Source organism: Thermomonas sp., assembly GCF_023953935.1.
Classification (GTDB): Bacteria; Pseudomonadota; Gammaproteobacteria; order Xanthomonadales; family Xanthomonadaceae; genus Thermomonas.
On sequence record NZ_JAMLIW010000001.1, the window covers coordinates 531,492 to 553,559 of the forward strand.

At 65.4% G+C, this 22,068-nt stretch carries 24 protein-coding genes; 6 read left to right on the forward strand and 18 right to left on the reverse strand.

The window, feature by feature from the left end; translation table 11 throughout:
- Window positions 1–41: 41 nt before the first annotated feature.
- The 6 genes from M9902_RS02425 to M9902_RS02450 form a co-directional block, all read right to left on the reverse strand.
- Window positions 42–494, reverse strand: a complete 453-nt coding sequence (locus M9902_RS02425) for a two pore domain potassium channel family protein (protein WP_297175104.1) — start codon at window positions 492–494, stop codon at window positions 42–44.
- A gap of 5 nt (window positions 495–499) precedes the next feature.
- Entirely contained in the window at window positions 500–1,654 is a 1,155-nt protein-coding gene (gene prpC / locus M9902_RS02430) for a 2-methylcitrate synthase (protein ID WP_297220935.1), read from the reverse strand.
- 28 nt (window positions 1,655–1,682) lie between these two features.
- Window positions 1,683–2,567, reverse strand: a complete 885-nt coding sequence (gene prpB / locus M9902_RS02435; RefSeq protein ID WP_297220937.1) for a methylisocitrate lyase — start codon at window positions 2,565–2,567, stop codon at window positions 1,683–1,685.
- A gap of 323 nt (window positions 2,568–2,890) precedes the next feature.
- A complete protein-coding gene (locus M9902_RS02440; RefSeq protein WP_297221021.1) occupies window positions 2,891–3,673 on the reverse strand; it encodes a DUF6090 family protein in 783 nt (260 codons plus the stop codon).
- A gap of 128 nt (window positions 3,674–3,801) precedes the next feature.
- Window positions 3,802–4,785, reverse strand: coding sequence for a malate dehydrogenase (locus tag M9902_RS02445; RefSeq protein ID WP_297220939.1), 984 nt, complete (start codon window positions 4,783–4,785; stop codon window positions 3,802–3,804).
- A gap of 110 nt (window positions 4,786–4,895) precedes the next feature.
- On the reverse strand, window positions 4,896–6,095 hold the full coding sequence (locus tag M9902_RS02450; protein ID WP_297175120.1) for an aminotransferase class I/II-fold pyridoxal phosphate-dependent enzyme: 1,200 nt from the start codon (window positions 6,093–6,095) through the stop codon (window positions 4,896–4,898).
- A gap of 77 nt (window positions 6,096–6,172) precedes the next feature.
- Between M9902_RS02450 and M9902_RS02455 the strand changes: the two genes are divergently transcribed.
- The 3 genes from M9902_RS02455 to M9902_RS02465 are packed head-to-tail and all read left to right on the forward strand — an operon-like array spanning window position 6,173 to window position 8,702.
- Window positions 6,173–6,946, forward strand: a complete 774-nt coding sequence (locus M9902_RS02455; RefSeq protein WP_297220941.1) for a hypothetical protein — start codon at window positions 6,173–6,175, stop codon at window positions 6,944–6,946.
- Window positions 6,943–8,127, forward strand: a complete 1,185-nt coding sequence (locus M9902_RS02460; protein WP_297220943.1) for a M48 family metallopeptidase — start codon at window positions 6,943–6,945, stop codon at window positions 8,125–8,127. The genes M9902_RS02455 and M9902_RS02460 overlap by 4 nt, the downstream gene beginning before the upstream one ends.
- Complete coding sequence (locus tag M9902_RS02465) at window positions 8,124–8,702, forward strand: hypothetical protein (RefSeq protein ID WP_297175128.1); 579 nt, start codon at window positions 8,124–8,126, stop codon at window positions 8,700–8,702. The genes M9902_RS02460 and M9902_RS02465 overlap by 4 nt, the downstream gene beginning before the upstream one ends.
- 317 nt (window positions 8,703–9,019) lie before the next feature.
- On the opposite strand, the gene M9902_RS02470 is transcribed toward M9902_RS02465, so the two are convergent.
- Window positions 9,020–9,514: a peptidylprolyl isomerase gene (locus tag M9902_RS02470; protein ID WP_297220945.1), complete on the reverse strand. Its 495-nt coding sequence runs from the start codon at window positions 9,512–9,514 to the stop codon at window positions 9,020–9,022.
- A 117-nt stretch (window positions 9,515–9,631) separates the two neighbouring features.
- On the opposite strand from M9902_RS02470, the gene typA reads away from it, so the two are divergent.
- From typA to M9902_RS02485, 3 genes are all read left to right on the forward strand, one after another.
- Window positions 9,632–11,479: a translational GTPase TypA gene (gene typA / locus M9902_RS02475; protein ID WP_297175133.1), complete on the forward strand. Its 1,848-nt coding sequence runs from the start codon at window positions 9,632–9,634 to the stop codon at window positions 11,477–11,479.
- 13 nt (window positions 11,480–11,492) lie between these two features.
- Window positions 11,493–11,993, forward strand: a complete 501-nt coding sequence (locus M9902_RS02480; protein ID WP_297175225.1) for a DUF2127 domain-containing protein — start codon at window positions 11,493–11,495, stop codon at window positions 11,991–11,993.
- Between the two features lie 89 nt (window positions 11,994–12,082).
- Window positions 12,083–13,678, forward strand: a complete 1,596-nt coding sequence (locus M9902_RS02485; RefSeq protein WP_297221024.1) for an amidase — start codon at window positions 12,083–12,085, stop codon at window positions 13,676–13,678.
- A 186-nt stretch (window positions 13,679–13,864) separates the two neighbouring features.
- On the opposite strand, the gene M9902_RS02490 is transcribed toward M9902_RS02485, so the two are convergent.
- From M9902_RS02490 to rpsE, 11 genes are all read right to left on the reverse strand, one after another.
- Entirely contained in the window at window positions 13,865–15,244 is a 1,380-nt protein-coding gene (locus M9902_RS02490; RefSeq protein ID WP_297220947.1) for a 3-deoxy-7-phosphoheptulonate synthase class II, read from the reverse strand.
- A gap of 62 nt (window positions 15,245–15,306) precedes the next feature.
- The gene (locus tag M9902_RS02495; RefSeq protein WP_297175139.1) at window positions 15,307–15,825 is read right to left on the reverse strand and encodes a disulfide bond formation protein B; all 519 of its coding nucleotides are present in this window, start codon (window positions 15,823–15,825) and stop codon (window positions 15,307–15,309) included.
- 110 nt (window positions 15,826–15,935) lie between these two features.
- A complete protein-coding gene (gene rplQ / locus M9902_RS02500) occupies window positions 15,936–16,310 on the reverse strand; it encodes a 50S ribosomal protein L17 (RefSeq protein WP_297175142.1) in 375 nt (124 codons plus the stop codon).
- Between the two features lie 318 nt (window positions 16,311–16,628).
- Window positions 16,629–17,627, reverse strand: a complete 999-nt coding sequence (rpoA, locus tag M9902_RS02505) for a DNA-directed RNA polymerase subunit alpha (RefSeq protein ID WP_297175145.1) — start codon at window positions 17,625–17,627, stop codon at window positions 16,629–16,631.
- Between the two features lie 49 nt (window positions 17,628–17,676).
- A complete protein-coding gene (gene rpsD / locus M9902_RS02510) occupies window positions 17,677–18,306 on the reverse strand; it encodes a 30S ribosomal protein S4 (protein WP_297175148.1) in 630 nt (209 codons plus the stop codon).
- A 19-nt stretch (window positions 18,307–18,325) separates the two neighbouring features.
- Window positions 18,326–18,721 (reverse strand): 30S ribosomal protein S11, encoded by a 396-nt coding sequence (gene rpsK, locus M9902_RS02515; protein ID WP_297175152.1) that lies wholly within the window; start codon window positions 18,719–18,721, stop codon window positions 18,326–18,328.
- Between the two features lie 12 nt (window positions 18,722–18,733).
- A complete protein-coding gene (gene rpsM / locus M9902_RS02520) occupies window positions 18,734–19,090 on the reverse strand; it encodes a 30S ribosomal protein S13 (RefSeq protein WP_297175155.1) in 357 nt (118 codons plus the stop codon).
- A 405-nt stretch (window positions 19,091–19,495) separates the two neighbouring features.
- The gene (secY, locus tag M9902_RS02525; protein ID WP_297175157.1) at window positions 19,496–20,848 is read right to left on the reverse strand and encodes a preprotein translocase subunit SecY; all 1,353 of its coding nucleotides are present in this window, start codon (window positions 20,846–20,848) and stop codon (window positions 19,496–19,498) included.
- A 7-nt stretch (window positions 20,849–20,855) separates the two neighbouring features.
- Entirely contained in the window at window positions 20,856–21,293 is a 438-nt protein-coding gene (rplO, locus tag M9902_RS02530) for a 50S ribosomal protein L15 (RefSeq protein ID WP_297175160.1), read from the reverse strand.
- Between the two features lie 4 nt (window positions 21,294–21,297).
- Window positions 21,298–21,486 carry a 50S ribosomal protein L30 gene (gene rpmD, locus M9902_RS02535; RefSeq protein WP_297175162.1) on the reverse strand — a complete coding sequence of 63 codons (189 nt, stop codon included), beginning with the start codon at window positions 21,484–21,486 and terminating at the stop codon, window positions 21,298–21,300.
- Window positions 21,479–22,018, reverse strand: a complete 540-nt coding sequence (rpsE, locus tag M9902_RS02540; protein ID WP_297175165.1) for a 30S ribosomal protein S5 — start codon at window positions 22,016–22,018, stop codon at window positions 21,479–21,481. Before rpsE ends, rpmD begins: the two co-directional genes overlap by 8 nt.
- Window positions 22,019–22,068 lie beyond the last annotated feature (50 nt).

The window sequence follows — 22,068 nt, forward strand, 5'->3', positions numbered from 1 at the left end:
GCAACGGGACGAAGCCGCGCTCTGCGCGGCTTTTCCTTGGCTCACTCCATGTGCCAGTGGCGCTGCATCAGCAGGAAGGCGAATGAGGCCGACCACGCCACCAGCACGAGGCCGGTCAACGCTTCCACGCTGGCGAGAATGCGGATCGCGCCGATCGGAACCAGGGTATCGAAGCCCAGCGAGGTATACGCCAGGCTCGACAGGAACAGGGCCCCGTGCCACTGGAGTTGGCTGATCCCGGCCACCGCGCCGGTCCCCGGTGTTTGCAACAGCCCCCACCAGGTGGTGCCGAAGATGACGATCTGGGTCATGTGCAGCAACATGATGCCGAAGATCGCCAGCAAGACCTGCACTGGCTGACGCCTGCTGTGGGAAATGTGGACATGGACGTAGCGTCCCATCCGATACAGGCCCTCGTAGTGCAACAGCGCACTCAGGCCGGTGGCCAGCAAGGTGCCGACGACGACCAGCAGGGTGCCGCCCCAAGCGCCCATGGGCCTCAACGCTGCTCGATCGGCACGAACACGCGGTCTTCCGGCCCGGTGTAGTTGGCGCTGGGGCGGATGATCTTGCCGTCGATGCGCTGCTCGATGACGTGCGCGCTCCAGCCGCTGGTACGCGCCAGCACGAACAGAGGGGTGAACATCGCGGTCGGCACGCCCATCATGTGGTAGCTGACCGCGCTGAACCAGTCGAGGTTGGGGAACATCTTCTTGATGTCCCACATCACCGATTCCAACCGCTCGGCGATGGCATACATCTTCATGTTGCCCTGCTCGGCCGACAGCTGGCGCGCGACCTCCTTGATCACCTTGTTGCGCGGATCGGACACGGTATAGACCGGATGGCCGAAGCCGATCACCACTTCCTTGCGCTCCACGCGCGCCTTGATGTCGGCCTCGGCCTCGTCCGGAGTGTCGTAGCGCTTCTGGATTTCGAACGCGACCTCGTTGGCGCCACCGTGCTTGGGCCCGCGCAGCGCGCCGATGCCGCCGGCGATGCACGAATGCATGTCGCTGCCGGTGCCGGCGATGACGCGGCAGGTGAAGGTCGAGGCGTTGAATTCGTGTTCGGCGTAGAGAATGAGCGAAGTGTGCATTGCCCGCACCCACGACTCGGGCGGCGGTTCGCCATGCAGCAGGCGCAGAAAGTGCCCGCCGATGGAATCGTCATCGGTCTCGACGTCGATCACACGGCCGTTGTGGCTGTAGTGGTACCAGTACAGCAGCATCGAACCCAGCGAGGCCATCAGCTTGTCGGCGATGTCGCGCGCGCCGGGATGGTTGTGGTCGTCTTTCTCCGGCGACACGCAGCCGAGCACCGACACGCCGGTACGCATCACGTCCATCGGATGGGCGGAAGGCGGCAGCTCTTCCAGCGCGGCCTTGACCGCCGCCGGGATGCCGCGCAGCGCCTTGAGCTTGGCCTTGTAGGCGCGCAGCTCAGCCTGGTTCGGCAGCTTGCCGTGCACCAGCAGATGCGCGATTTCCTCGAACTCGCAGGCGGTCGCCAGGTCCAGGATGTCGTAACCGCGGTAGTGCAGATCGTTGCCGGAACGGCCAACGGTGCACAGCGCGGTGTTGCCGGCGACGGTGCCGCTCAGGGCCACGGATTTTTTCGGCTTGAAGCCGGGGTTGGACGTCGGTTCGCTCATGGATATCTCCGGTGATTCAGGCAAAGCTTCATTTCTTTTCCGCAAACAGCGCATCAAGCTTGTCTTCATAGGCGTGGTAGCCCAGGAAGTCGTACAGCTCGGCGCGCGTTTGCAGGCGGTCGATGATGTTCTTCTGGGTCCCCTCACGACGCACCGTTTCATAGAAGCCAAGCGCGGCCTTGTTCATCGCCCGATACGCGCCGCAGCAGTACAGGGCGATATCGACGCCGGCCTCGCGCAGCTCGTCAGTGGTGTAGAACGGCGTTGAGCCGAACTCGGTGAGATTGGCCAGGATTGGCACCTGCACTGCCGCCTTGAACTTGCGGTAGTCGTCCAGCGATGTCATCGCCTCCGGGAAGATCATGTCGGCACCGGCTTCGACGTAGGCCATCGCGCGCTCGATCGCGCTGTCAATGCCCTCCACCGCCGCAGCGTCGGTGCGCGCCATGATGACGAAACCGGGATCAAGCCGCGCATCGACCGCGGCTTTCACCCGATCGACCATCTCGCCTTTTGTCACCACTTCCTTGCCCGGCCGGTGTCCGCAGCGCTTCTGCCCGACCTGGTCTTCCATGTGCACGGCGGCCACGCCCACGCGCTCGAAGTTGCGGATGGTGCGACCGATGTTGAACGCCCCGCCCCAGCCGGTATCGATATCGACCAGCAAGGGCATGCCGGTGGCATCGACGATCCGGCGCGCGTCGGTGAGCACGTCTTCCATCGTGCTGATGCCAAGGTCGGGCATGCCCAGCGAATTGGCGGCGACACCGCCGCCGGAGAGGTACAGCGCCCGATAGCCGACGCGCCTGGCCATCAGCCCGGCGTAGGCGGTGATCGCGCCCATGACTTGCAGCGGGGACTCTGCGGAAAGTGCGGCGCGAAAGCGCGCGCCGGCGGAGTTGCTATCGGCCATTTTGGCAACCGGGCTCGGCGAACAATGGAAGCTGTAGTTTAAGGCAACGCTGGAAATTAATCGTTGCCTGCCGGCCAAGGCTGGCGGGCCGCGGGTCGGTCACGCAATTGATTGATCGAAGGGGGCCCGGTCCGGGCATGCCCGTCCTGAGCTTGACGAAGGGTGCCGGACTCGCCAATGTCGAAAACATCCCTCCTGAACGTTTTCAGCATGGCCTCGGGCAAGGCCAAGCATCATCGCGTGCTCGCCTGCGTCTCCGTTCGGGTGGTCGATGGATCAACGTCTGCAAATCGCATGCGCGCCCTTGGCGACCGCCGCGCGACTCAGCGCGTTGTTCCGGCAAACGCCTGCAAACGCTGCCGCAGCTGGATGTTGTTGGTGCTGTCGAGACCGCCCAGATTGGTATCCACGGTGGTGATCTGCAGGCGCAGCAGCGGCAGCAGGTTCGGGTCGGCCTGCAAGGCGTGCACCGCGGCCGCAGCGGCCTCAGGCGTAAGCTCGGGATCGCAGGGATAATCAAGATACCCGGCAAGGCTCGCATAATCGCCATCCTTGCCGGTGTGATCGCCACAGGCGGTGGCCAGCGCGTCTTGCACCGGGATGTCCAGAAGCTTTCGGAATTCCAGGCGATATGGCGATCTGCGCGCATCGTCCACGAGCCATTCGTTGTTCGTGTCGGTATAGACATCCGCCGCCAGCTGGCGCAGCCCGGGGTCCCGGATCAGGCCGATGTTTCCGGTTGAGCCCAGCTCGTCCCAGGTCGTGCGATGGCGATTGTTGGTGACGTATTGGGTCGCGCGATAGGCCGCTGCCAGCAACGCCTCGTCACCCATTTCGCTCCGGCCGGACAAGGCCGCCTCGGCACGGCGGGCGTTGGCCAGCACCTGGCCGTAATACGCCACGCTCAACTCATACGCGAATGCTTCTGCGCGCAGGTCCGACTTGAGACGATCGGTGAACACCTTCGATTCATTGTCGGCCGTGCGCGCCTCGTTCCAGTTCGAAGCCTGCACGCCGATGAAGACGCCGAGGATGACCACAACGAGCTCGACGCCGACGGTGGTCCAGTCCTGGCGACGAAGATTGATGACGATTCGACGCAGCACGTCCAACAGCCTCCCCGCACGCGGCGGCACCATGGTAGCCGTTTGCAGTCAATGTCGCGCAGGAGGGCGCCCCAGACCAGAAGGGCTGACGCGAGGCCAGCCCTTCTGAGGACATCGCCGGTGGTGGGTTACAGCAAATGCGCCACGCCGGCCCGCTCTTCCTCGAGTTCCGCAAGCGTCTTGTCCATCCGCTCGCGGCTGAAGTCGTCGATCGGCAGGCCCTCGACGCGGGTGTACTCGCCGTTCTCGCAGGTGACGGGCACGCCGTAGATGATGTCCTTCGGGATGCCGTAGCTGCCGTCGGAGGGGATGCCCATCGTCACCCACTTGCCGCCGGTGCCCAGCGCCCAGTCACGCATGTGGCAGATCGCCGCATTGGCCGCCGAGGCCGCCGAGGACAGGCCGCGCGCTTCGATGATCGCCGCGCCGCGCTTGGCGACGGTCGGGATGAAGGTGCTGGCGTTCCAGTCGGCATCGCCAATCCTGTCAGCCAACGACGCGCCGCCCGCGGTGGCGAAGCGGTAATCCGGATACATGGTGGTGCTATGGTTGCCCCACACCGTCAGTTTCTCGATGTCCGCCACCGCTACGCCGGCCTTGATCGCCAGCTGCGACAGCGAGCGGTTGTGGTCCAGACGCAGCATCGCGGTGAAGTTCTTCGCCGGCAGGTCAGGCGCCGACTTCATCGTGATGTAGGCATTGGTGTTGGCCGGGTTGCCCACCACCAACACCTTGACATTGCGGCTGGCCACCGCGTTGATCGCCTTGCCCTGCACGGTAAAGATCTTGGCGTTTTCCTGCAGCAGATCCTTGCGCTCCATGCCCGGGCCGCGCGGGCGGGCGCCGACCAGCAGCGCGTAATCGGCGTCCTTGAAGGCCATCATTGGATCATCGGTGCCGACCATGCCGGCCAGCAGCGGGAAGGCGCAATCCTCAAGCTCCATCATCACCCCGCGCAACGCGGCCTGGGCCTTGTCCAGCGGCAGCTCGAGCATCTGCAGGATGACCGGCTGGTCCTTGCCCAGCATTTCACCGGCAGCAATGCGGAACAGCAGGGCGTAGCCAATCTGGCCAGCGGCGCCGGTGACGGCAACTCGGACGGGATTTTTCATGAAAGCTCCGTGATTCGTGATTCGTGATTCGTGATTCGTGAAAGCGGTTGGTGGCGGGCGGTGTGCTCTTGCAAATCACCAATCACCAATCACCAATCACGAACCACCATTCACTTCAATTCGGCAAAAAATTCCTGGATGCGCGCCAGCCCCGGCGCTAGCTGATCCGGCGGGCAGGTGTAGCTGATCCGCAGACCGCGCGGGTCGCCGAAGGCCGAGCCCGGGACACAGGCCACGCCCTTGGCCTCGAGCAGGGCGCCGCAGAACTCGACGTCGTTCTCGATCTTCACGCCGTTGTGCGACTTGCCGAAGGCGCAGGCGATCTCCGGGAAGGCGTAGAACGCGCCCTGCGGCACAGGGCACACCACGCCGGGAATAGCCGTGAGCGCGGCGACGACCTGATCGCGACGCAGCTGGAATTCGGCGCACTTCTGCGCCGGCACGTCCTGCGGGCCGGACAGCGCCGCCACGGCGGCGGCGGTGACGACTTCCGGCAGGCTGGTGATGTGGTTGGAATTGAGGGTCGTGACGGCCTTGGCCACGACTTCCGGCCCGACCATGAAACCAACCCGCCAGCCCGGCATGCCATAGGTCTTGGACAACGAGTCGATGAAGATCGTGCGCTCGCGCAGCTCCGGGCGGAACTGCACGAAATTGGCGTATTCCAGCCCATCGAACAGCATCCGGTTGTAGATGTCGTCGGTGATGATCCAGGTGTCCGGATGGCGCGCGATCACCTCGGCCAGCGCTTCGATTTCCGCGCTGGTGTAGACCATGCCGGTCGGGTTGGACGGGTTGTTGAACAGGAACACCTTGGGCTTCTTCGCCAGCGCGGCGTCGAGCTGGTCGGGCGTCAGCTTGTAGTGCTGCGAGGCCGGGCACGGCAGCAGGTCGACCTTGGCATTGACGATCTCGGCGATATCGAGATAGCTGGTCCAGTACGGCACCGGGAAGGCGATGGTGTCGCCTTCATCGAGCAGCGCCTCGGCGAGATTGTAGATCACCTGCTTGGCGCCGATCCCGACCGCGCAGTTGGCGCGACCGTAGCCGTTCAGACCCAACCCGGCAACATGGCCCAGCAAGGCGTCCAGCAGGGCGTCACTGCCGCGATTGCTGCCATACTGGCCGCTGTCTTTCGCAATCGCCTCGCGTGCGGCAGCATAGACGTGTTCGCCGGGCAGGAAATTCGGAACGCCGATGGAAAAGCTGATGATGTCCCGCCCTTCGGCCTTCAGGCGTTTGGCCTTGTCGGCAATCAGCATGATGACACTGGGCTTGGCGCGACCGATGCGCCGTGCAAGTTGAGGCATGGTGTGAGCTCGAAAAACGGCCGCACACGGCGGCGCAGGACGTGGGAGACAACCTCGAAATGTTAGCACAGCACCCCATGACGACCCCGTCATCGAAACCGGCCAGGCCGCGTCTGCGCTGGCTTCCGCTGCTGGCCCTGGCAGCCGCACTGGCACTGCTGTCCGGCTGTGCGTCCACCAGCGTGCGCACCGCCCGCGATGACAGCGGACGCCCCATCGGACTGCACGGCAGCGTGGCCCTGGTCGAACCCGACATCGAGTTGTCCGAACTCATGGCCGGCGGCATGGCCGAACCGCGCCGCGAATGGACCGCAGCGGCACGCTTGCTGTACTCGCAGGCGGCGCGGGAAGCGCTGCAACGGCAGGGCATCGCCTCGGCACCGGACTACGTCCTTCCAGCCGACGCCGGCCCGGACGATCCGCGCCGGCAGATCACCCTGCTCAGCCAAGCCGTGTCGATGAGCATCCTGCAGTTCAGCCGCAGCCACGGAACCGGACCGCTGCGCAACAAGCATGGCCGCTTCGACTGGTCGCTCGGCCCCGGCGTGGCCGCCCTTCGCGAAGCCACCGGCGCCGACTACGCGCTGTTCACCTACATCCGCGACAGCTACGCCAGCGGCGGCCGCACGGCCATGCGCGTGGCGGGGCTGCTGTTGCTGGGGGGCGATATCGGCGGCGGAATGCAAATCGGCGTGGCCTCGCTGGTCGATCTACGCACCGGACAGGTGGTCTGGCACAACTTGTTGATTGATCAGACCGGCGACCTGCGCAACCTCGCCGGAGCGCGCGAGACGACCGAAGACCTGCTCAAAGGCGTTCGCAGCAGCGCCGCTCCGGAGCCCACCCGATGAAACCGGCCACGCTGCTGCTGGCGGCGCTGCTGCTGCCGGTCTTCGCCGCCAGCGCTCAGGACACGCCCCAACCCACGCCAGCGCCACCCGCCAGCGCCGCCTCACCGGCGGCACAGGCCCCGGACGAAGCCGAGCTGTGGTACGCGATGGAGCGCGCCGAGACCGAGCTCAAGCGCTCGCCGCTGCTGGTACGCGACCCGGCGCTCAACGCCTATGTGCGGGGCGTGGCCTGCAAGGTGGCAGGCGACCAGTGCGACGAGATCCGCGTCTACATCATGGACGTCCCCCAATTCAACGCCAGCATGGCGCCGAACGGGATGCTGGTGCTGTGGACGGGCGCGCTGCTGCGCATGCGCAATGAAGCCGAGCTGGCCTTCGTACTCGGCCACGAAGTCGGCCATTTCAAAGCCCGCCATTCCCTGAAGCAGTGGCGCAAGATGAAGAACGCCAGCGCCTGGCTGAGCGCATTCCAGATCGTGGCCTACGGGGCGGGCGCAGGTGGCGTGGCCCAGCTCGGCTCACTGGCCGGGATCGCCGCATTGTTCAAGTATTCGCGCGACATGGAGCGTGAAGCCGACCGGCTCGGCTTTGAAAGCGTCGTCGCACACGGCTGGGCGCCACACGCCGGCGCCGACATGTGGGCAAGGATGTGGCGCGAGGAACAAACCCGCAAATACGACCGCCCGTTGACCCTGTTTTCAACCCACCCGGCCTCGCAGGAACGCCTGAACGACATCAAGCAAGCGGCCGCCGCCATCATCGCCCCACCGCAGGACGACGGCCACGAGCGCTACCGCGCCGCGGTGCATCCGCTGTTGGTCAAGCTGCTGGATGAAGAACTGGCGGGTCGTCGCTACGCCGGCTCGATCCTGGTCATCAGCGAACTGCTCGAAGACGCACCCGCCGCGGACCAGGGTTTGTTGACCTTCTACCTCGGCGAAGCCTACCGCCGCCGCGGATTGAACGACGACAAGGCCAAAGCCGCCGGCTACTACACGCAGGCCAGCGCCATGCCAGGCACCCCACCCGTCGTCTGGCGCGAAATCGGCTTCCAGCGCCGCGATGCCGGCAATGCGGCCAGCGCGCGCGAGGCCTTCGACCGCTACCTGCACGACGCGCCGCAGGCCGACGATGCGGCCTTCATTCAACGTGAAATGGACAAATCCGGGAGCCATCCATGAAACCGTTCCGCTGGCTGGTCCTCATTTTCCTGGCGGTTGTCCTAGGCGCCTGCGCCAGCGGCGGCCCGCTGGTCACCCAAGGCCGCACCACCGCCGGCAGCCATCTCACCATCGACGCCGGCATGGAGTGGACCCGGATGGGCGGCTTGCGCGAACAGCTGTGGACCATCGATGGCCCCTTGCTCAACACGCTCTATCTGATTCCGACAGTGCGCGACGGCGACTTCGTTTTCCTCGGCCGCCGCCAGACCAAGCGCCGCCCCGACGGCGCGTTCTATCACCGCGGGATGCGCCCCGACGAGTTGCGCGATCTGATCGCCGACGGCATGCGCGCGGCGGGCGCGGTCAACGTGACGACCTCGGATTTGCGTCCAGCCACGTTCGGCAATCGTGAAGGCCTGCGTTTCGACATGACCCTGGACAGCGACAGCGGCCTGAAGTATCGCGCCATGGTCGCCGCATTCGAACACGAAAAGGGGCTGGCCTTGGCAATGTTCTACGCCCCCGCCGAGTACTACTACCCGCGCGATGCGGCCAAAGTCAGCCTCATGCTGGATTCGCTGCGCTGGAAGTAGGCAACACGCCGACAGCCGAACGCTGTGGTCTTCGAAGTGCGGCTACGGGGTTTTGGCGAGCAAAGCTGAGTGCAGGTTGGTACGCGCCGCACTGGAACCACAGGGCCGCCTGCCTGCGTGATCGGTTCGAGCGGGCCAAGGATGGCCCGCGGCCGCGCATCGGAGCCGGATGCGCAGCTTGCGCGGCGGGCCGAGCACGCAGGCGGGCGGCCGGCGCGGACGCAAGCGCAAATCGGCTGTCAGAACGAAGGCCACAGGGCCGGCACGAACCGGCCGTCAGATTGAATACCCCGGCAGTCGCCTGCCCGGACGCCCCATCACGCGGCCAGATGCTTGTCCCACTCGGCCACCCGATCGGCCTTCGCCGCCAGCACCGATGCCGTGTCGCCTTCGATCTTCACCGATTTGATCTTGTCGCCCTGCTTTATCGCATCCACCACGTCCAAGCCTTCGACCACCTTGCCGAACACCGTGTGCTTGCCGTCCAGCCAACCACAGGGAACGTGGGTGATGAAGAACTGGCTGCCGTTGGTGTTCGGGCCGGCGTTGGCCATCGACAGCACCCCGCGCTCGTGGCGCAGGCCATTGCCGGTTTCGTCTTCGAAGCGATAGCCCGGACCGCCGCGACCGGAGCCTTCCGGGCAACCGCCCTGGACCATGAAATCCGGGATCACCCGGTGGAAATTCAGCCCGTCATAAAACCCGTGCTGGACGAGGTTGACGAAATTGGCGACGGTCAGCGGCGCCTTGTCGGCGGCAAGCTCGACGCGGATGGCGCCGCGGTCGGTATCGAAATTGGCAATCAGGCTCATCTTTGGGTTCTCCGGTCACCGGGATGGTGCGTCAACCGGATATAATAGCGGGCTTCCTCATTTTCAACGCTGCGCGCCCGCCTCCACGGGACGTGCGGCATGACCGGTCCCGCCACAATGTCCGCACAACGCCTGCGCAATATCGCCATCGTCGCCCACGTCGACCATGGCAAGACCACCCTTGTCGATCAATTGCTCAAGCAATCCGGCACCCTCGATGCCCGCGCCGCCACGCCCGAACGCGTGATGGACAGCGGCGACATCGAGAAGGAACGCGGCATCACCATCCTGTCCAAGAACACCGCGATCCGCTGGACCCATCCCGAGACCGGCGAAGAGTGGCGGATCAACATCGTCGACACCCCCGGCCACGCCGACTTCGGCGGCGAGGTCGAGCGCGTGCTGTCGATGGTGGATTCGGTGCTGATCCTGGTCGATGCGATGGACGGGCCGATGCCGCAAACGCGGTTCGTCACCCAGAAAGCGTTCGCGATGGGCTTCAAGCCGATCGTGGTCATCAACAAGGTCGACCGCCCCGGCGCACGCCCGGACTGGGTCCTGGACCAGACCTTCGACCTGTTCGACCGGCTCGGCGCCACCAACGAACAGCTCGACTTCACCACCATCTACGCCAGCGGGCTGCAGGGCTACGCCGGCCTCGATGACAGCGTGCGCAGCGGTGACATGACCCCGCTGTTCGAGGCGATCTGCGAGCACGTCTCGCCGCCGGCGGTGGACCCCGATGGCCCGTTCCAGATGCGGGTGTCTTCACTCGACTACAACAACTACGTCGGCGTGATTGGCGTCGGTCGCATCCAGCGCGGCAAGGTCAAGCCGAACCAGCAGGTGACGGTGGTTGCTGCCAACGGCGCGACCCGCTCCGCGCGCGTCCTGCAGGTGCTCGGCTTCATGGGCCTGGAGCGCATCGAGGTGGCCGAGGCCAGCGCCGGCGACATCATCGCCTTCTCCGGGATCGAGGGGATCGGCATTTCCGACACCCTGTGCGATCCGGCCGCGGTCGAACAGCTGCCGGTGCTGGCGGTGGACGAGCCGACCATCAGCATGACCTTCCAGGTCAATGATTCGCCGTTTGCCGGCGTCAAGGACCGCAGCGGCGGCAAGTTCCTGACCAGCCGCCAGCTGCGCGACCGGCTCACCCGCGAGACCCAGCACAACGTCGCCCTGCGCGTGGAAGACACCACCGATGCCGACAAGTTCAAGGTCAGCGGTCGTGGCGAACTGCACCTGTCGATCCTGATCGAGACCATGCGCCGCGAAGGCTACGAGCTGGCGGTCTCGCGTCCCGAGGTCATCATCAAGGACATCGACGGCGTGCCGTCGGAACCATACGAATCACTGGTCGTCGACCTCGACGAGCAATACCAGGGCGGCGTGATGGGTCGCCTCGGCGAACGTCGGGCCCAGTTGCAGAACATGTCGCCGGATGGCAAGGGGCGGGTGCGGCTCGACTACATCATCCCGGCGCGCGGGCTGATCGGCTTCCAGACCGAGTTCCGCACCCTCACGGCCGGCACCGGCCTGATGTTCCACCTGTTCGACCATTACGGCCCGCGCGGCGACGGCAGCATCGGCCAGCGCCAGAACGGCGTGCTGATCTCCAATGGCACGGGGCCGTCACCCGCCTATGCGCAGGGCGCGATGCAGGAACGCGGACGGCTGTTCATCGAACCGGGCGAGGAAATCTACGAAGGCCAGATCGTCGGCATCCATGCCAAGGACAACGACCTCACCGTCAACGCCCTGCGCGGCAAGCAGCTCACCAACTTCCGCGCTGCCGGCAAGGACGACGACGAAGGCCTGATCCCGCCGGTCAAGCTCTCGCTGGAACAGGCGCTGGAATTCATCGACGATGACGAGCTGGTGGAAGTGACGCCCAAGCAGATCCGGCTGCGCAAGAAATTCCGCACCGAGATCGACCGCAAACGGGCGACGCGTGCGGCCTGAGACGCCCACCGACGTGGCGCAGGATTCCGGCGCCAGCAACGCGGGTTCGAGCGTACGCCACTACAACCCGAGCCCGCGCGCGCATCCCGGCCTGCACGCGATCGCGCTGGTCGAAATCGGCAAGGGCCTGCTGGCGCTGCTGGCGGCAAGTGGGCTGGAACTCATCGGGCCAGCGCCGCTGCGGCGCTGGGTCTGGGAGCTGATCCGCCACTTCCAGTTCGACCCGAATCACGGCGCAATGGCCTGGCTGGTGAACGCGCTGAGCCCGGGCGGCGTGCACCTTGCCGCGGCCGTGGCGGCATTGTATGGCGTGATGCATGTCCTCGAAGGCTGGGGCCTGTGGCATGCCAGGGCCTGGGCGTCGTGGCTGGGTTGCGTGACGGTGGCGCTGTACCTGCCCTTCGACCTGTACGCGTTGGCCAAACACCCGGGCTGGCTGGCGCTGGTGGTGGTGGCAATCAATCTCCTCGTCCTGTGGGTCCTCGCCCGCGATCTGGTGATGCGCAAGCGCTGATCGGTCATTTGCGGCGCCCGCGACTTCAGGCGATCCTTGCAATTCCCCGCCGGAGTCCGCCGATGCGCCTGCTGCCGATTGCCCTTGCCATGGCCCTGCTGGCCGCCTGCCAACCACGCGCCACGTCAGTCGTGACCGGCCCGGTAGCAACTTCTGCACAGGCCCACGCCGCCACCATCCCCGCGTTTGCGTTCGAGGAAGCCACGATCGCGCAACTGCAACAGCAGATGCGGACAGGCTCCCTGACCAGCCACGCGCTGGTGCAGGCGTATCTCGACCGCATCGCGGCCATTGATCGAGCCGGTCCCACCCTGCATTCGGTGATCGAGATCAACCCGGACGCACTCAAGGAGTCCGACGCACTCGACGCCGAGCGCAAGGCCGGCAAGCTGCGCGGCCCGCTGCACGGCATCCCGATCCTGCTAAAGGACAATATCGACGCCACGCCGATGGTCAATTCCGCCGGCTCGCTGGCGCTGGCCGACAACCGTCCGGCGGCAGACGCCTTCCTCGTCGCGCGCCTGCGCGCCGCCGGCGCGGTGATTCTGGGCAAGACCAACCTGTCGGAATGGGCCAATTTCCGTTCCACGCGTGCGACCTCGGGTTGGAGTGGCCGCGGCGGCCAGACCCGCAACCCCTACGTGCTCGACCGCAATCCCTGCGGATCGAGTTCAGGCACCGGCACCGCCATCGCCGCCAACCTCGCCAGCGTGGGCATCGGCACCGAAACCGACGGCAGCATCATCTGCCCATCGGCCGTGGCTGGACTGGTCGGGATCAAGCCGACCATCGGGCTGGTCAACCGCAGCGGCATCATTCCGATTTCGATCTCACAGGACACCGCCGGCCCGATGGCGCGCAGCGTGGCCGACGCGGCGACACTGTTGACTGCCATCGCCGCGGCGGACAGCAACGACCCGGCCGCCGCCGAGCGCCGCGACCCGACCCCGATCGATTATTCCAGCCACCTCAAGCCCGACGCGCTTCGGGGCGCACGGATTGGCGTCGTGCGCAAGCTCATGGGTTATCACCCTGACACTGACGCCGCCATGGAACGCGCCATCGCGGCAATGCAGGCCGCGGGCGCCACCGTGGTGGACGCAGAGATCCCGACCTTGGGCCAGTGGGACGCGGACGAGTACCAACTTCTGCTGTACGAGTTCAAGGATGGCCTGAACCGCTACCTGGCCGGCAGCACATCGGCGCGCAAATCGATGGCGGACCTCATCGCCTTCAACCTTGCCCACGCGGATCAGGAAATGACGTTCTTCGGCCAGGAGAACTTTGTCCTGGCCAATGCCAAAGGCCCGCTTTCCGAACCCGCCTATCTTGCCGCCCGTGACAAGGTCCGCCGCCTGGCCGGGCCGCAGGGCATCGACGCGGCACTGAAGGCGCAGCGGCTCGATGCGCTGGCGGCGCCCGCCATGTCACCGGCCTGGGTGACCGACCCGATCAATGGCGATCACTTCATCGGCGCCGGCTACGGTCCGGCCGCCGCGGCGCGCTACCCAAGTCTGACCGTGCCGATGGGCGAAGTGCACGGGCTGCCGGTCGGGATCGTCTTCCTCGGTCCGGCCTGGAGCGAACCCCGCCTGATTGAGCTCGGTTTCGCCTTCGAACAGGCTTCCAGGGCACGACGGCCGCCACGGTTTCTCCCGAGGCTCGGCAGCGAATCGACGCAGTAATTCATCGGCGCGTGGATTCACGAATATGTTAATGTGTTAACACATTAGCTAGTTAACACGTTAGCCAATTAGCACGCTAACAGGCTAGCGCATTAACGTGTTTGCTCGGCAATGTTGTGGCCGCCTGTCGAAACAAGCGACCGAAGCATCGTCACGAACGACCCAGGTTGCCGCGTTTGCCGAGGCTCAGGCCGCGATCACCCCGCGCTTCTGCACGATCAGCATCGCGATTTCCAGCGATTGCTCATAGTTCAGACGCGGATCGACCGTGCTGCGATAGTCACGCTGCAGGTCGGCTTCGGTGAGCTGTCGCGCACCGCCCAGGCATTCCGTCACGTTCTCGCCGGTCAGCTCAAGGTGCACGCCACCCAGCCGCGTACCGGCTGCCGCGTGCAGATCGAAAGCCTGCTCGATCTCATCGCGGATGTTCCTGAAACGACGGGTCTTGTAGCCATTGCTGGTGGATTCGGTATTGCCATGCATCGGGTCGCAGATCCACAGCACGCGCCGCCCTTCACGGCGAACAGCCTCCAGCAGCGGCGGCAGCTTGTCCGCAATCTGGCCAACGCCCATGCGGTGAATCAACCCCAACCGTCCCGGCTCATCATGGGGGTTGAGCACATCGATCAAACGCAGCAGCGCGTCGGGTGTCACCGACGGGCCGATCTTGACCGCGATCGGGTTGGCAATGCCTCGGAAATATTCCACGTGTGCCCCGTCCAGCGCCGCGGTGCGCATGCCGATCCACGGGAAGTGGGTGCTCAGGTTGAACCAGCCGTCGGCGCGCGGCACCTGCCGGGTCTGCGACTCTTCGTAGGGCAACAGCAGGGCTTCGTGGGAAGTATGGAAGGCGACCCGCGACAGGCTCTGCATCCGACGCCCGACCAGGATTTCGGTAAAACGCACCGCATCGCCGATCGCCGTCACCATCTTCTGGTACTCGGCCGCGTTCGGGGATTGCCCGACCCAACCCAGGCCCCAAAACTCCGGGTGGTGCAGGTCGGCAAAACCACCATCGATCAGCGAACGCACGAAATTCATCGTCATCGCCGAACGCGCGTGTGCCTTGATCATCCGGCGCGGATCCGGGCGCCGCGCGGATTCGGTGAACTCCGGGCTGTTGACGATGTCGCCGCGATAACTCGGCAGGCTGACCTCCTCGCGAGTTTCGCTGTCGGCAGATCGCGGCTTGGCGTACTGGCCGGCAAAGCGCCCCACTCGCACCACCGGCAGCTTCAGCCCGTGCACCAGCACCAGGCTCATCTGCAGCAGCACCTTGAGCCGGTTGGTGATCGTGTCGGAACTGCACTCGGAGAAGGTCTCGGCGCAGTCCCCACCCTGCAACAGGAATGCGCGGCCTTCCTGCGCGTCGGCCAATTGCTGCTTGAGACTGAGGATTTCGCGCGACGTCACCAAAGGCGGCAGCGATTTCAACTCGTCAAGGCAGGCCACCAGCTCTGCGGCATCCGGATACGTCGGCATCTGCACGGCCGGATGCGTGCGCCAGCCATCTGGCGTCCAAGGCGCAACGGAAGGACGAATCGGTTCGACGCGGGCGCTGGCCATGGTGGTGCAATTTCCGGGATGCTGCATTGCATCATCGCGGGATCATGGCTTTGAATCAAGCCTCAGCCATGAAACCAACGGGCATGCCGACCTTTGAATCCGGCATACAGGGCGCCCAAGCCAAGGGCGATGAACCAGGCCAGCGCCCACATCGGCATCGACAATCCCAGGAACTGCCAGTCGATGTTGCTGCAATCCCCGGTTGCCTGCAGCACCTTGCGCGCCGCGCCCAGCCAGGAATACTGCTCGACGATGTAATTGAGCCCGGGCCCGCAGGTCGGCAAGCCCGGTGGGTTCAGCTGCACCCAGACATGACGCCCGGCGTAGGCCATCCCGACCGCGGCGGCAACGAAGGCCAGCACGCCCCAGGCGCGGCGTCCGCCTGCGCCCTTGGGCGCCAGCAGGCCACCCGCCAGGAACACCAGTCCCAACGCGGCAAAACAGATGCGCTGGAAGATGCAGAACGCGCAGGGTTCGATTCCAAGCTGGAACTGCACATACAGCGCATAACCGAGCAAGCCAACGCAGGCGGCAAACCCCAGCAGGAACTGTGCGCGAAACGACCAGCGAAAAGGATTCATGCGTTCATCTTCCAGATATCACCGTGATTATCGGCCATTTCGTCAGAAACGAAAAACCCCGGCCGGGCCGGGGTCGTTCGGTTCAAGCGGCTTGCGCGGCTCAAGGTCGATTATTCGGCCGCCTGCTGCGGACGATCAACCAGCTCGACATAGGCCATCGGCGCGTTGTCGCCGGCGCGGAACCCGCACTTGAGGATGCGCAGGTAGCCGCCCGGACGCTGCGCGTAGCGCGGGCCGAGGACGGTGAACAGGGTACCGACCGCTTCCTTGTCACGCAGGCGCGAGAACGCCAGGCGGCGGTTGGCCACGCCATCGGCCTTGGCCAGGGTGATCAGCGGCTCGGCGACGCGGCGCAGCTCCTTGGCCTTGGGCAAGGTGGTGCGGATGATTTCGTGCTTGATCAACGATGCCGCCATGTTCGAGAACATCACCTGGCGATGGGCGCTGGTGCGGTTGAACTTGCGGCCGGATTTCTGGTGGCGCATGGTCTGGATTCCTGTGCAATGTTGAAACGATTGGACTTCGCTGTCGCCATCCTGGCGTTTTGTCCGCCGTGGCGGACAGGTGGACTGCGGGTGGCCCGTGCCGGCATCCCTTGCCGGTCATGCCGCGAACTGGAGTTCGTCGGCGGTGTTGCGATTACTGCAACTGCAAAAGCTGAAGCGAGAGCCGCGAGCTTGCGCCGCGATTGCATTCCCGGCCCTCGCGCATAGCGCTCGGGCGTTCCCCCGGCCCTCGCGCATAGCGCTCGGGCGTTCGACGCCGCGCGAACTGCCGTTAAGGCAGTTCGCAAGCGCGGCGCCTCACCCCATCATGCCGTGGGCGGCGACGCCGGCTGGGGGCCAGTTCTCGAGCTTCATGCCCAGGGACAGGCCACGCTGCGCCAGCACTTCCTTGATTTCAGTCAGCGACTTCTTGCCGAGGTTCGGGGTCTTGAGCAGTTCGACTTCGGTCTTCTGGATCAGATCGCCGATGAAGTAGATGCTCTCGGCCTTGAGGCAGTTGGCTGAGCGCACGGTCAGCTCCAGGTCGTCGATCGGGCGCAGCAGGACCGGGTCGACGCTGGTGTGCGCCGGCTTGGCCGCGCCGCGTTCGCGGCTGGTGAAATCACCGAACACGGACAGCTGGTCGCTGAGGATGTCGGCGGCGGTGCGCACGGCTTCCTCGGCGTCGATGGTGCCGTTGGTTTCGATATCCAGCACCAGCTTGTCAAGGTCGGTGCGCTGCTCGACGCGGGCGGCTTCGACCGCATAGGCCACGCGACGCACCGGCGAGAACGAGGCGTCCAGCATCAGCCGGCCGATCGTGCGGGCTTCGTCATCCGGACGGCGACGCGCCACCGCCGGCTGGTAGCCGAAGCCGCGGCTGATGGTCAGGCGCATATTCAGCGCCACGTCCTTGGTCAGGTTGGCGATCACGTGGTCGGGGTTGAGGACCTCGACGTTGTGGCTGGTCTTGATGTCGCCGGCGGTGACGATGCCCGGGCCCTGCTTGCGCAGTTCCAGCACGTCGCTGTCGCCGTTGTGCATGCGCAGCGCGACGTCCTTGAGGTTGAGCAGCACCTCGAGCACGTCTTCCTGCAAGCCTTCGACCGTGGTGTACTCGTGCAGCACGCCATCGATCTCGACCTCGGTGATGGCAAAACCCGGGATCGAGGACAGCAGGACGCGGCGCAGCGCGTTGCCGAGGGTGTGGCCGTAGCCGCGCTCCAGCGGTTCGATCACGACCTTGGCGCGGGTGTCGGTGATGCGCTCGATCTGCGGCCCGCGTGGGCGCAGGACTTGGGTGGCGGTAGCCGTCATTCGTGGTGTCTCCTGCTGGCCCGTGCGAACGCGGGCCGATGACTATGGCTTACTTCGAGTAGAGCTCGACGATCAGCGCTTCGTTGATGTCGCTGGGCAGATCGGCGCGATCCGGCACGGCCTTGAACACGCCGCTGAACTTGCCGGCATCGACTTCGACCCAGGACGGGGCCAGGGTCATCTGCTCCGACACGGTCAGCGACTCCTTCACGCGCAGCTGCTGCTGGGCCTTTTCCGACAGGGTGACCGAATCACCGGCACGGATGGCGAAGGACGGCAGGTTGACCGGCTTGCCATTGACCAGCACGCCCTTGTGGCTGACCAGCTGGCGGGCGGCAGGACGGGTGACGGCAAAGCCCATGCGATAGACGACGTTGTCCAGGCGGGTCTCCAGCAGGCGCAGGAGGTTTTCGCCGGTGTTGCCCTTGCGGGTCGCCGCTTTCTTGTAATAGTTGCGGAACTGGCGCTCCAGCAGGCCATAAATGCGCTTGACCTTCTGCTTCTCGCGCAGCTGGGTGGCGTAATCGGACAGCTTGCCACGACGCGCGGTGGCGCCGTGCTGGCCGGGCTTCTGCTCCAGCTTGCACTTGGAGTCGAGTGCGCGTGCCGGCGACTTCAGCGACAGGTCAGTGCCTTCGCGGCGCGCGAGCTTGCAGGTGGGACCGAGATAACGAGCCATGTTCTAGTGCTCCAGTGCGTCAGACGCGACGCTTCTTCGGCGGACGGCACCCGTTGTGCGGGATCGGCGTCACGTCGATGATGTTGGTGATCTTGTAGCCCACGTTGTTCAGCGAGCGGACGGCGGACTCGCGACCCGGACCCGGGCCCTTAATCCGCACTTCCAGCGACTTCACGCCATAGTCCAGCGCCGCCTTGCCGGCCTTCTCGGCGGCCACCTGCGCGGCGAACGGCGTGGACTTGCGTGAACCGCGGAAGCCCGCGCCACCGGAGGTCGCCCAGGAGAGCGCATTGCCCTGCCGGTCGGTAATGGTGACGATGGTGTTGTTGAACGACGCGTGCACGTGCGCGATGCCGTCGGTGACGACGCGACGCACTTTCTTCTTGGTACGGGCTGCTGCAGCCGGCTTGGCCATGGTCTGTGCTCCTTACTTCTTGATGGCCTTGCGCGGGCCCTTGCGGGTCCGTGCATTGGTGCGGGTCCGCTGACCGCGCACCGGCAGGCCGCGACGATGGCGCAGGCCACGATAGCTGCCGAGATCCATCAGGCGCTTGATCGCCATGCCGATTTCACGGCGCAGGTCACCTTCGACGACGAACTTGCCGACCTCGGCGCGCAGGCGCTCGATTTCAGGCTCGGACAGGTCGCGGATCTTGGTGGACGCATTCACGCCCGCCGTTTCACACACCTGCTTGGAACGGGTACGGCCAATGCCGTAGATGCTTTGCAGCCCGACCCAGACATGCTTCTGGGCAGGCAGGTTGACGCCAGCGATACGCGCCATGAGGCGATCTCCGATGAACGAATGTGCGCCAAGCCGAAACCGGGCGCAGTGAACACGAAATTATATACGGATCCCGAGTGTTCTGGAAGCCGTGGCGCCAAGGCACCGCGACCCGGCATGGGGAGAGTGCCCATGCTCCGGCGAAAGCTCCGGTCTCCGGGAGGTCGTTGGCCGGGCAAGCCCGACCGTGCATCCTGCGACCTCCGCCCGGCCCTCCTGGCCGGACGCGCACCAAGGCCGAAGCCCTGGCCCGCCCCGCGCACTCCTCCAGCGCGCGGATCATCCCGGTGCCACCCGCGCGCGGGACCGCCGCGCGAGTCGCCCATGTGCCGCTTCGTGCGAATGCCGAAGCGGCTGGTGTTGCGTTGCCCCCATCCCGGCGGGCTGCGGTTCGCTCTGCGCCGATCAGCGCGAGCGCGAGCCGCCCTTCAAATTGGCTTTCTTCAGCAGGCTTTCATACTGGTGCGACATCAGGTGCGCCTGGACCTGGGCAATGAAATCCATCACCACCACGACCACGATCAGCAGGGACGTGCCGCCGAAGTAAAACGAGGCACCCAGTTCGGTTCGCATGTAGTCCGGCAGCAGGCAGACCAGCACCAGATAGACCGCGCCCGCCGCCGTCAACCGCGTCAGCACGGCATCGATGTACTCGCCGGTGGCCTTGCCGGGACGGATGCCGGGAATCAGCGCGCCCGACTTCTTGAGGTTGTCGGCGGTTTCCTGCGAATTGAACACCAGTGCGGTGTAGAAGAATGCGAAGCCTACGATCAACGCCGCCAGCAGCACCATGTACAGGGGCTCGCCCGGCGACAGCAGCTGGCTGATCTTCTGCAATTCGACCGTGAACCTGGAGCCGGACTGGCCGAACCAGGTCGAGGCCGTGGCCGGGAACATGATGATCGACGACGCGAAGATCGGCGGGATCACGCCCGACATGTTGAGCTTCAGCGGCAGGAACGAGCTCTGGTTCTGGTAGCCGCCGCGCCCGCCCTGGCGGCGCGCGTAGTTCACGGTGATCCGGCGCTGGCCGCTCTCCATGAACACCACGAACCAGGTGACGCCCAGCACGATCGCCAGGATGAAGAACACCGTGATCCACTGCATGTCGCCGCTGTTGGCCTGCTGCAGGGTATTGATCGTTGCGCCCGGAAGCCCGGCCACGATGCCGGCGAAAATGATCAGTGAAACGCCATTGCCGATGCCGCGCTCGGTCACCTGCTCGCCCAGCCACATCAGGAACACGGTGCCGGCGGTCAGCGAAACCACGGCGGTCAGGACGAAACCCGGGCCGGGGTTGTAGACCACCGGCAGGCCGCTTCCGGCGCCCTGGTTCTGCAGCGCGATCGCGATTCCAGCCGACTGGAAGATCGCCAGGAACACCGACCCGACGCGCGAGAACTGGGTCACCTTGCGGCGCCCCGACTCGCCTTCCTTCTGCATCGCCTTCAGGCTGGGCACCACCTGCACCATCAGCTGCATCACGATCGACGCCGAGATGTAGGGCATCACGTTCAGGGCAAACAGGCTGAAGCGCTCGAGGGCACCGCCCGAGAACATGTTGAACATGTCCACGATGGTGCCCTTCTGCGAGTCCATCAATTGCAGCATCGCCTCGGGGTTGACCCCAGGGACCGGGATGTAGCAACCGATTCGATAGACGATCAGCGCCCCGACCACGAACAGCAGGCGCGAACGCAGCTCGGCAAACTTGCCGGCGCCCAGCAGTCCGGAAATCGAATCCGCGCTCCGCGACATGCGCCGCTTACTCCGCCAGCCTGCCGCCGGCCGCCTCGATCGCGGCCTTGGCACCCGCGGTCACGGCGATGCCCTTGAGCACGAACGCCTTGGTGACCTCGCCCTTGACCACGATCTTGACGCGCTTGGCGGTGCTGGGCACCAGCCCGGCCGCCTGCAGCGCCGCGAAATCGACTTCACCGGCCGGCAGGGCATCCAGCTTGTACAGCAGCACTTCGGCGCTGTCCTTGGCCGTCTTGGACGCGAACCCGATCTTGGGCAGGCGGCGCTGCATGGGCATCTGGCCGCCTTCGAAGCCGGCCTTGATCTTGCCCTTGCCGGAACGGGCGAACGAACCCTTGTGGCCACGGCCCGCAGTCTTGCCGAGCCCGGAACCGATGCCGCGACCGACCCGGGTGCGTTCCTTGCGGGCACCGTCGGCGGGCTTGAGCGTATTGAGCTTCATCTGCTTACTCCTCCACCCGCACCAGGTAGTGCAGCTGGTTGATCAGGCCGCGCACTTGCGGGCTGTCCTTCAGTTCCCGAACGCTGTTGACCTTGCCGAGGCCCAGGGCCTTGACCGACAGGCGGTGCCGGGACTGGGTGCCGCCCAGCCCCTTCACAAGGCGCACCTTGATGGTCTTGTTTGCTTCAGACATTGGTGAGGTCCTCCACCTTCTTGCCTCGCTTGGCCGCAATCCGGCTTGGCGACTGCATCGCTTCAAGCCCCTTGACGGTGGCGCGAACGAGGTTGATCGGGTTGCGCGAACCCACCGCCTTGGCCAGCACGTCCTTGACGCCAACGGCTTCCAGCACGGCGCGCATCGCACCACCGGCAATCACGCCGGTGCCTTCGGACGCCGGCTGCATGTAGACACGCGCCGCACCGTGGCCGGCCTTGACCGGGTGATAAAGCGTGCCGCTCTTGAGCTCGACCGTGCTCATGTTCTTGCGCGCGTACTCCATCGACTTCTGGATGGCCACCGGCACTTCGCGCGCCTTGCCATAGCCGAAGCCGACCTTGCCGGCGCCGTCGCCCACGACCGTCAGCGCGGTGAAGGTGAACTGGCGACCGCCCTTGACGGTCTTGCTGACGCGGTTGACCGCGACCAGCTTTTCGATCATGCCGTCGTCGATTTCTTCGCGCTCGCGATTGCGGTCGCGGCCGCGGGATTCACGTTGTTCTGCCATTGCAGTCTCTCGATGGGTTGCAGGAATGTGCGGCATTGCCGCTTATCGTT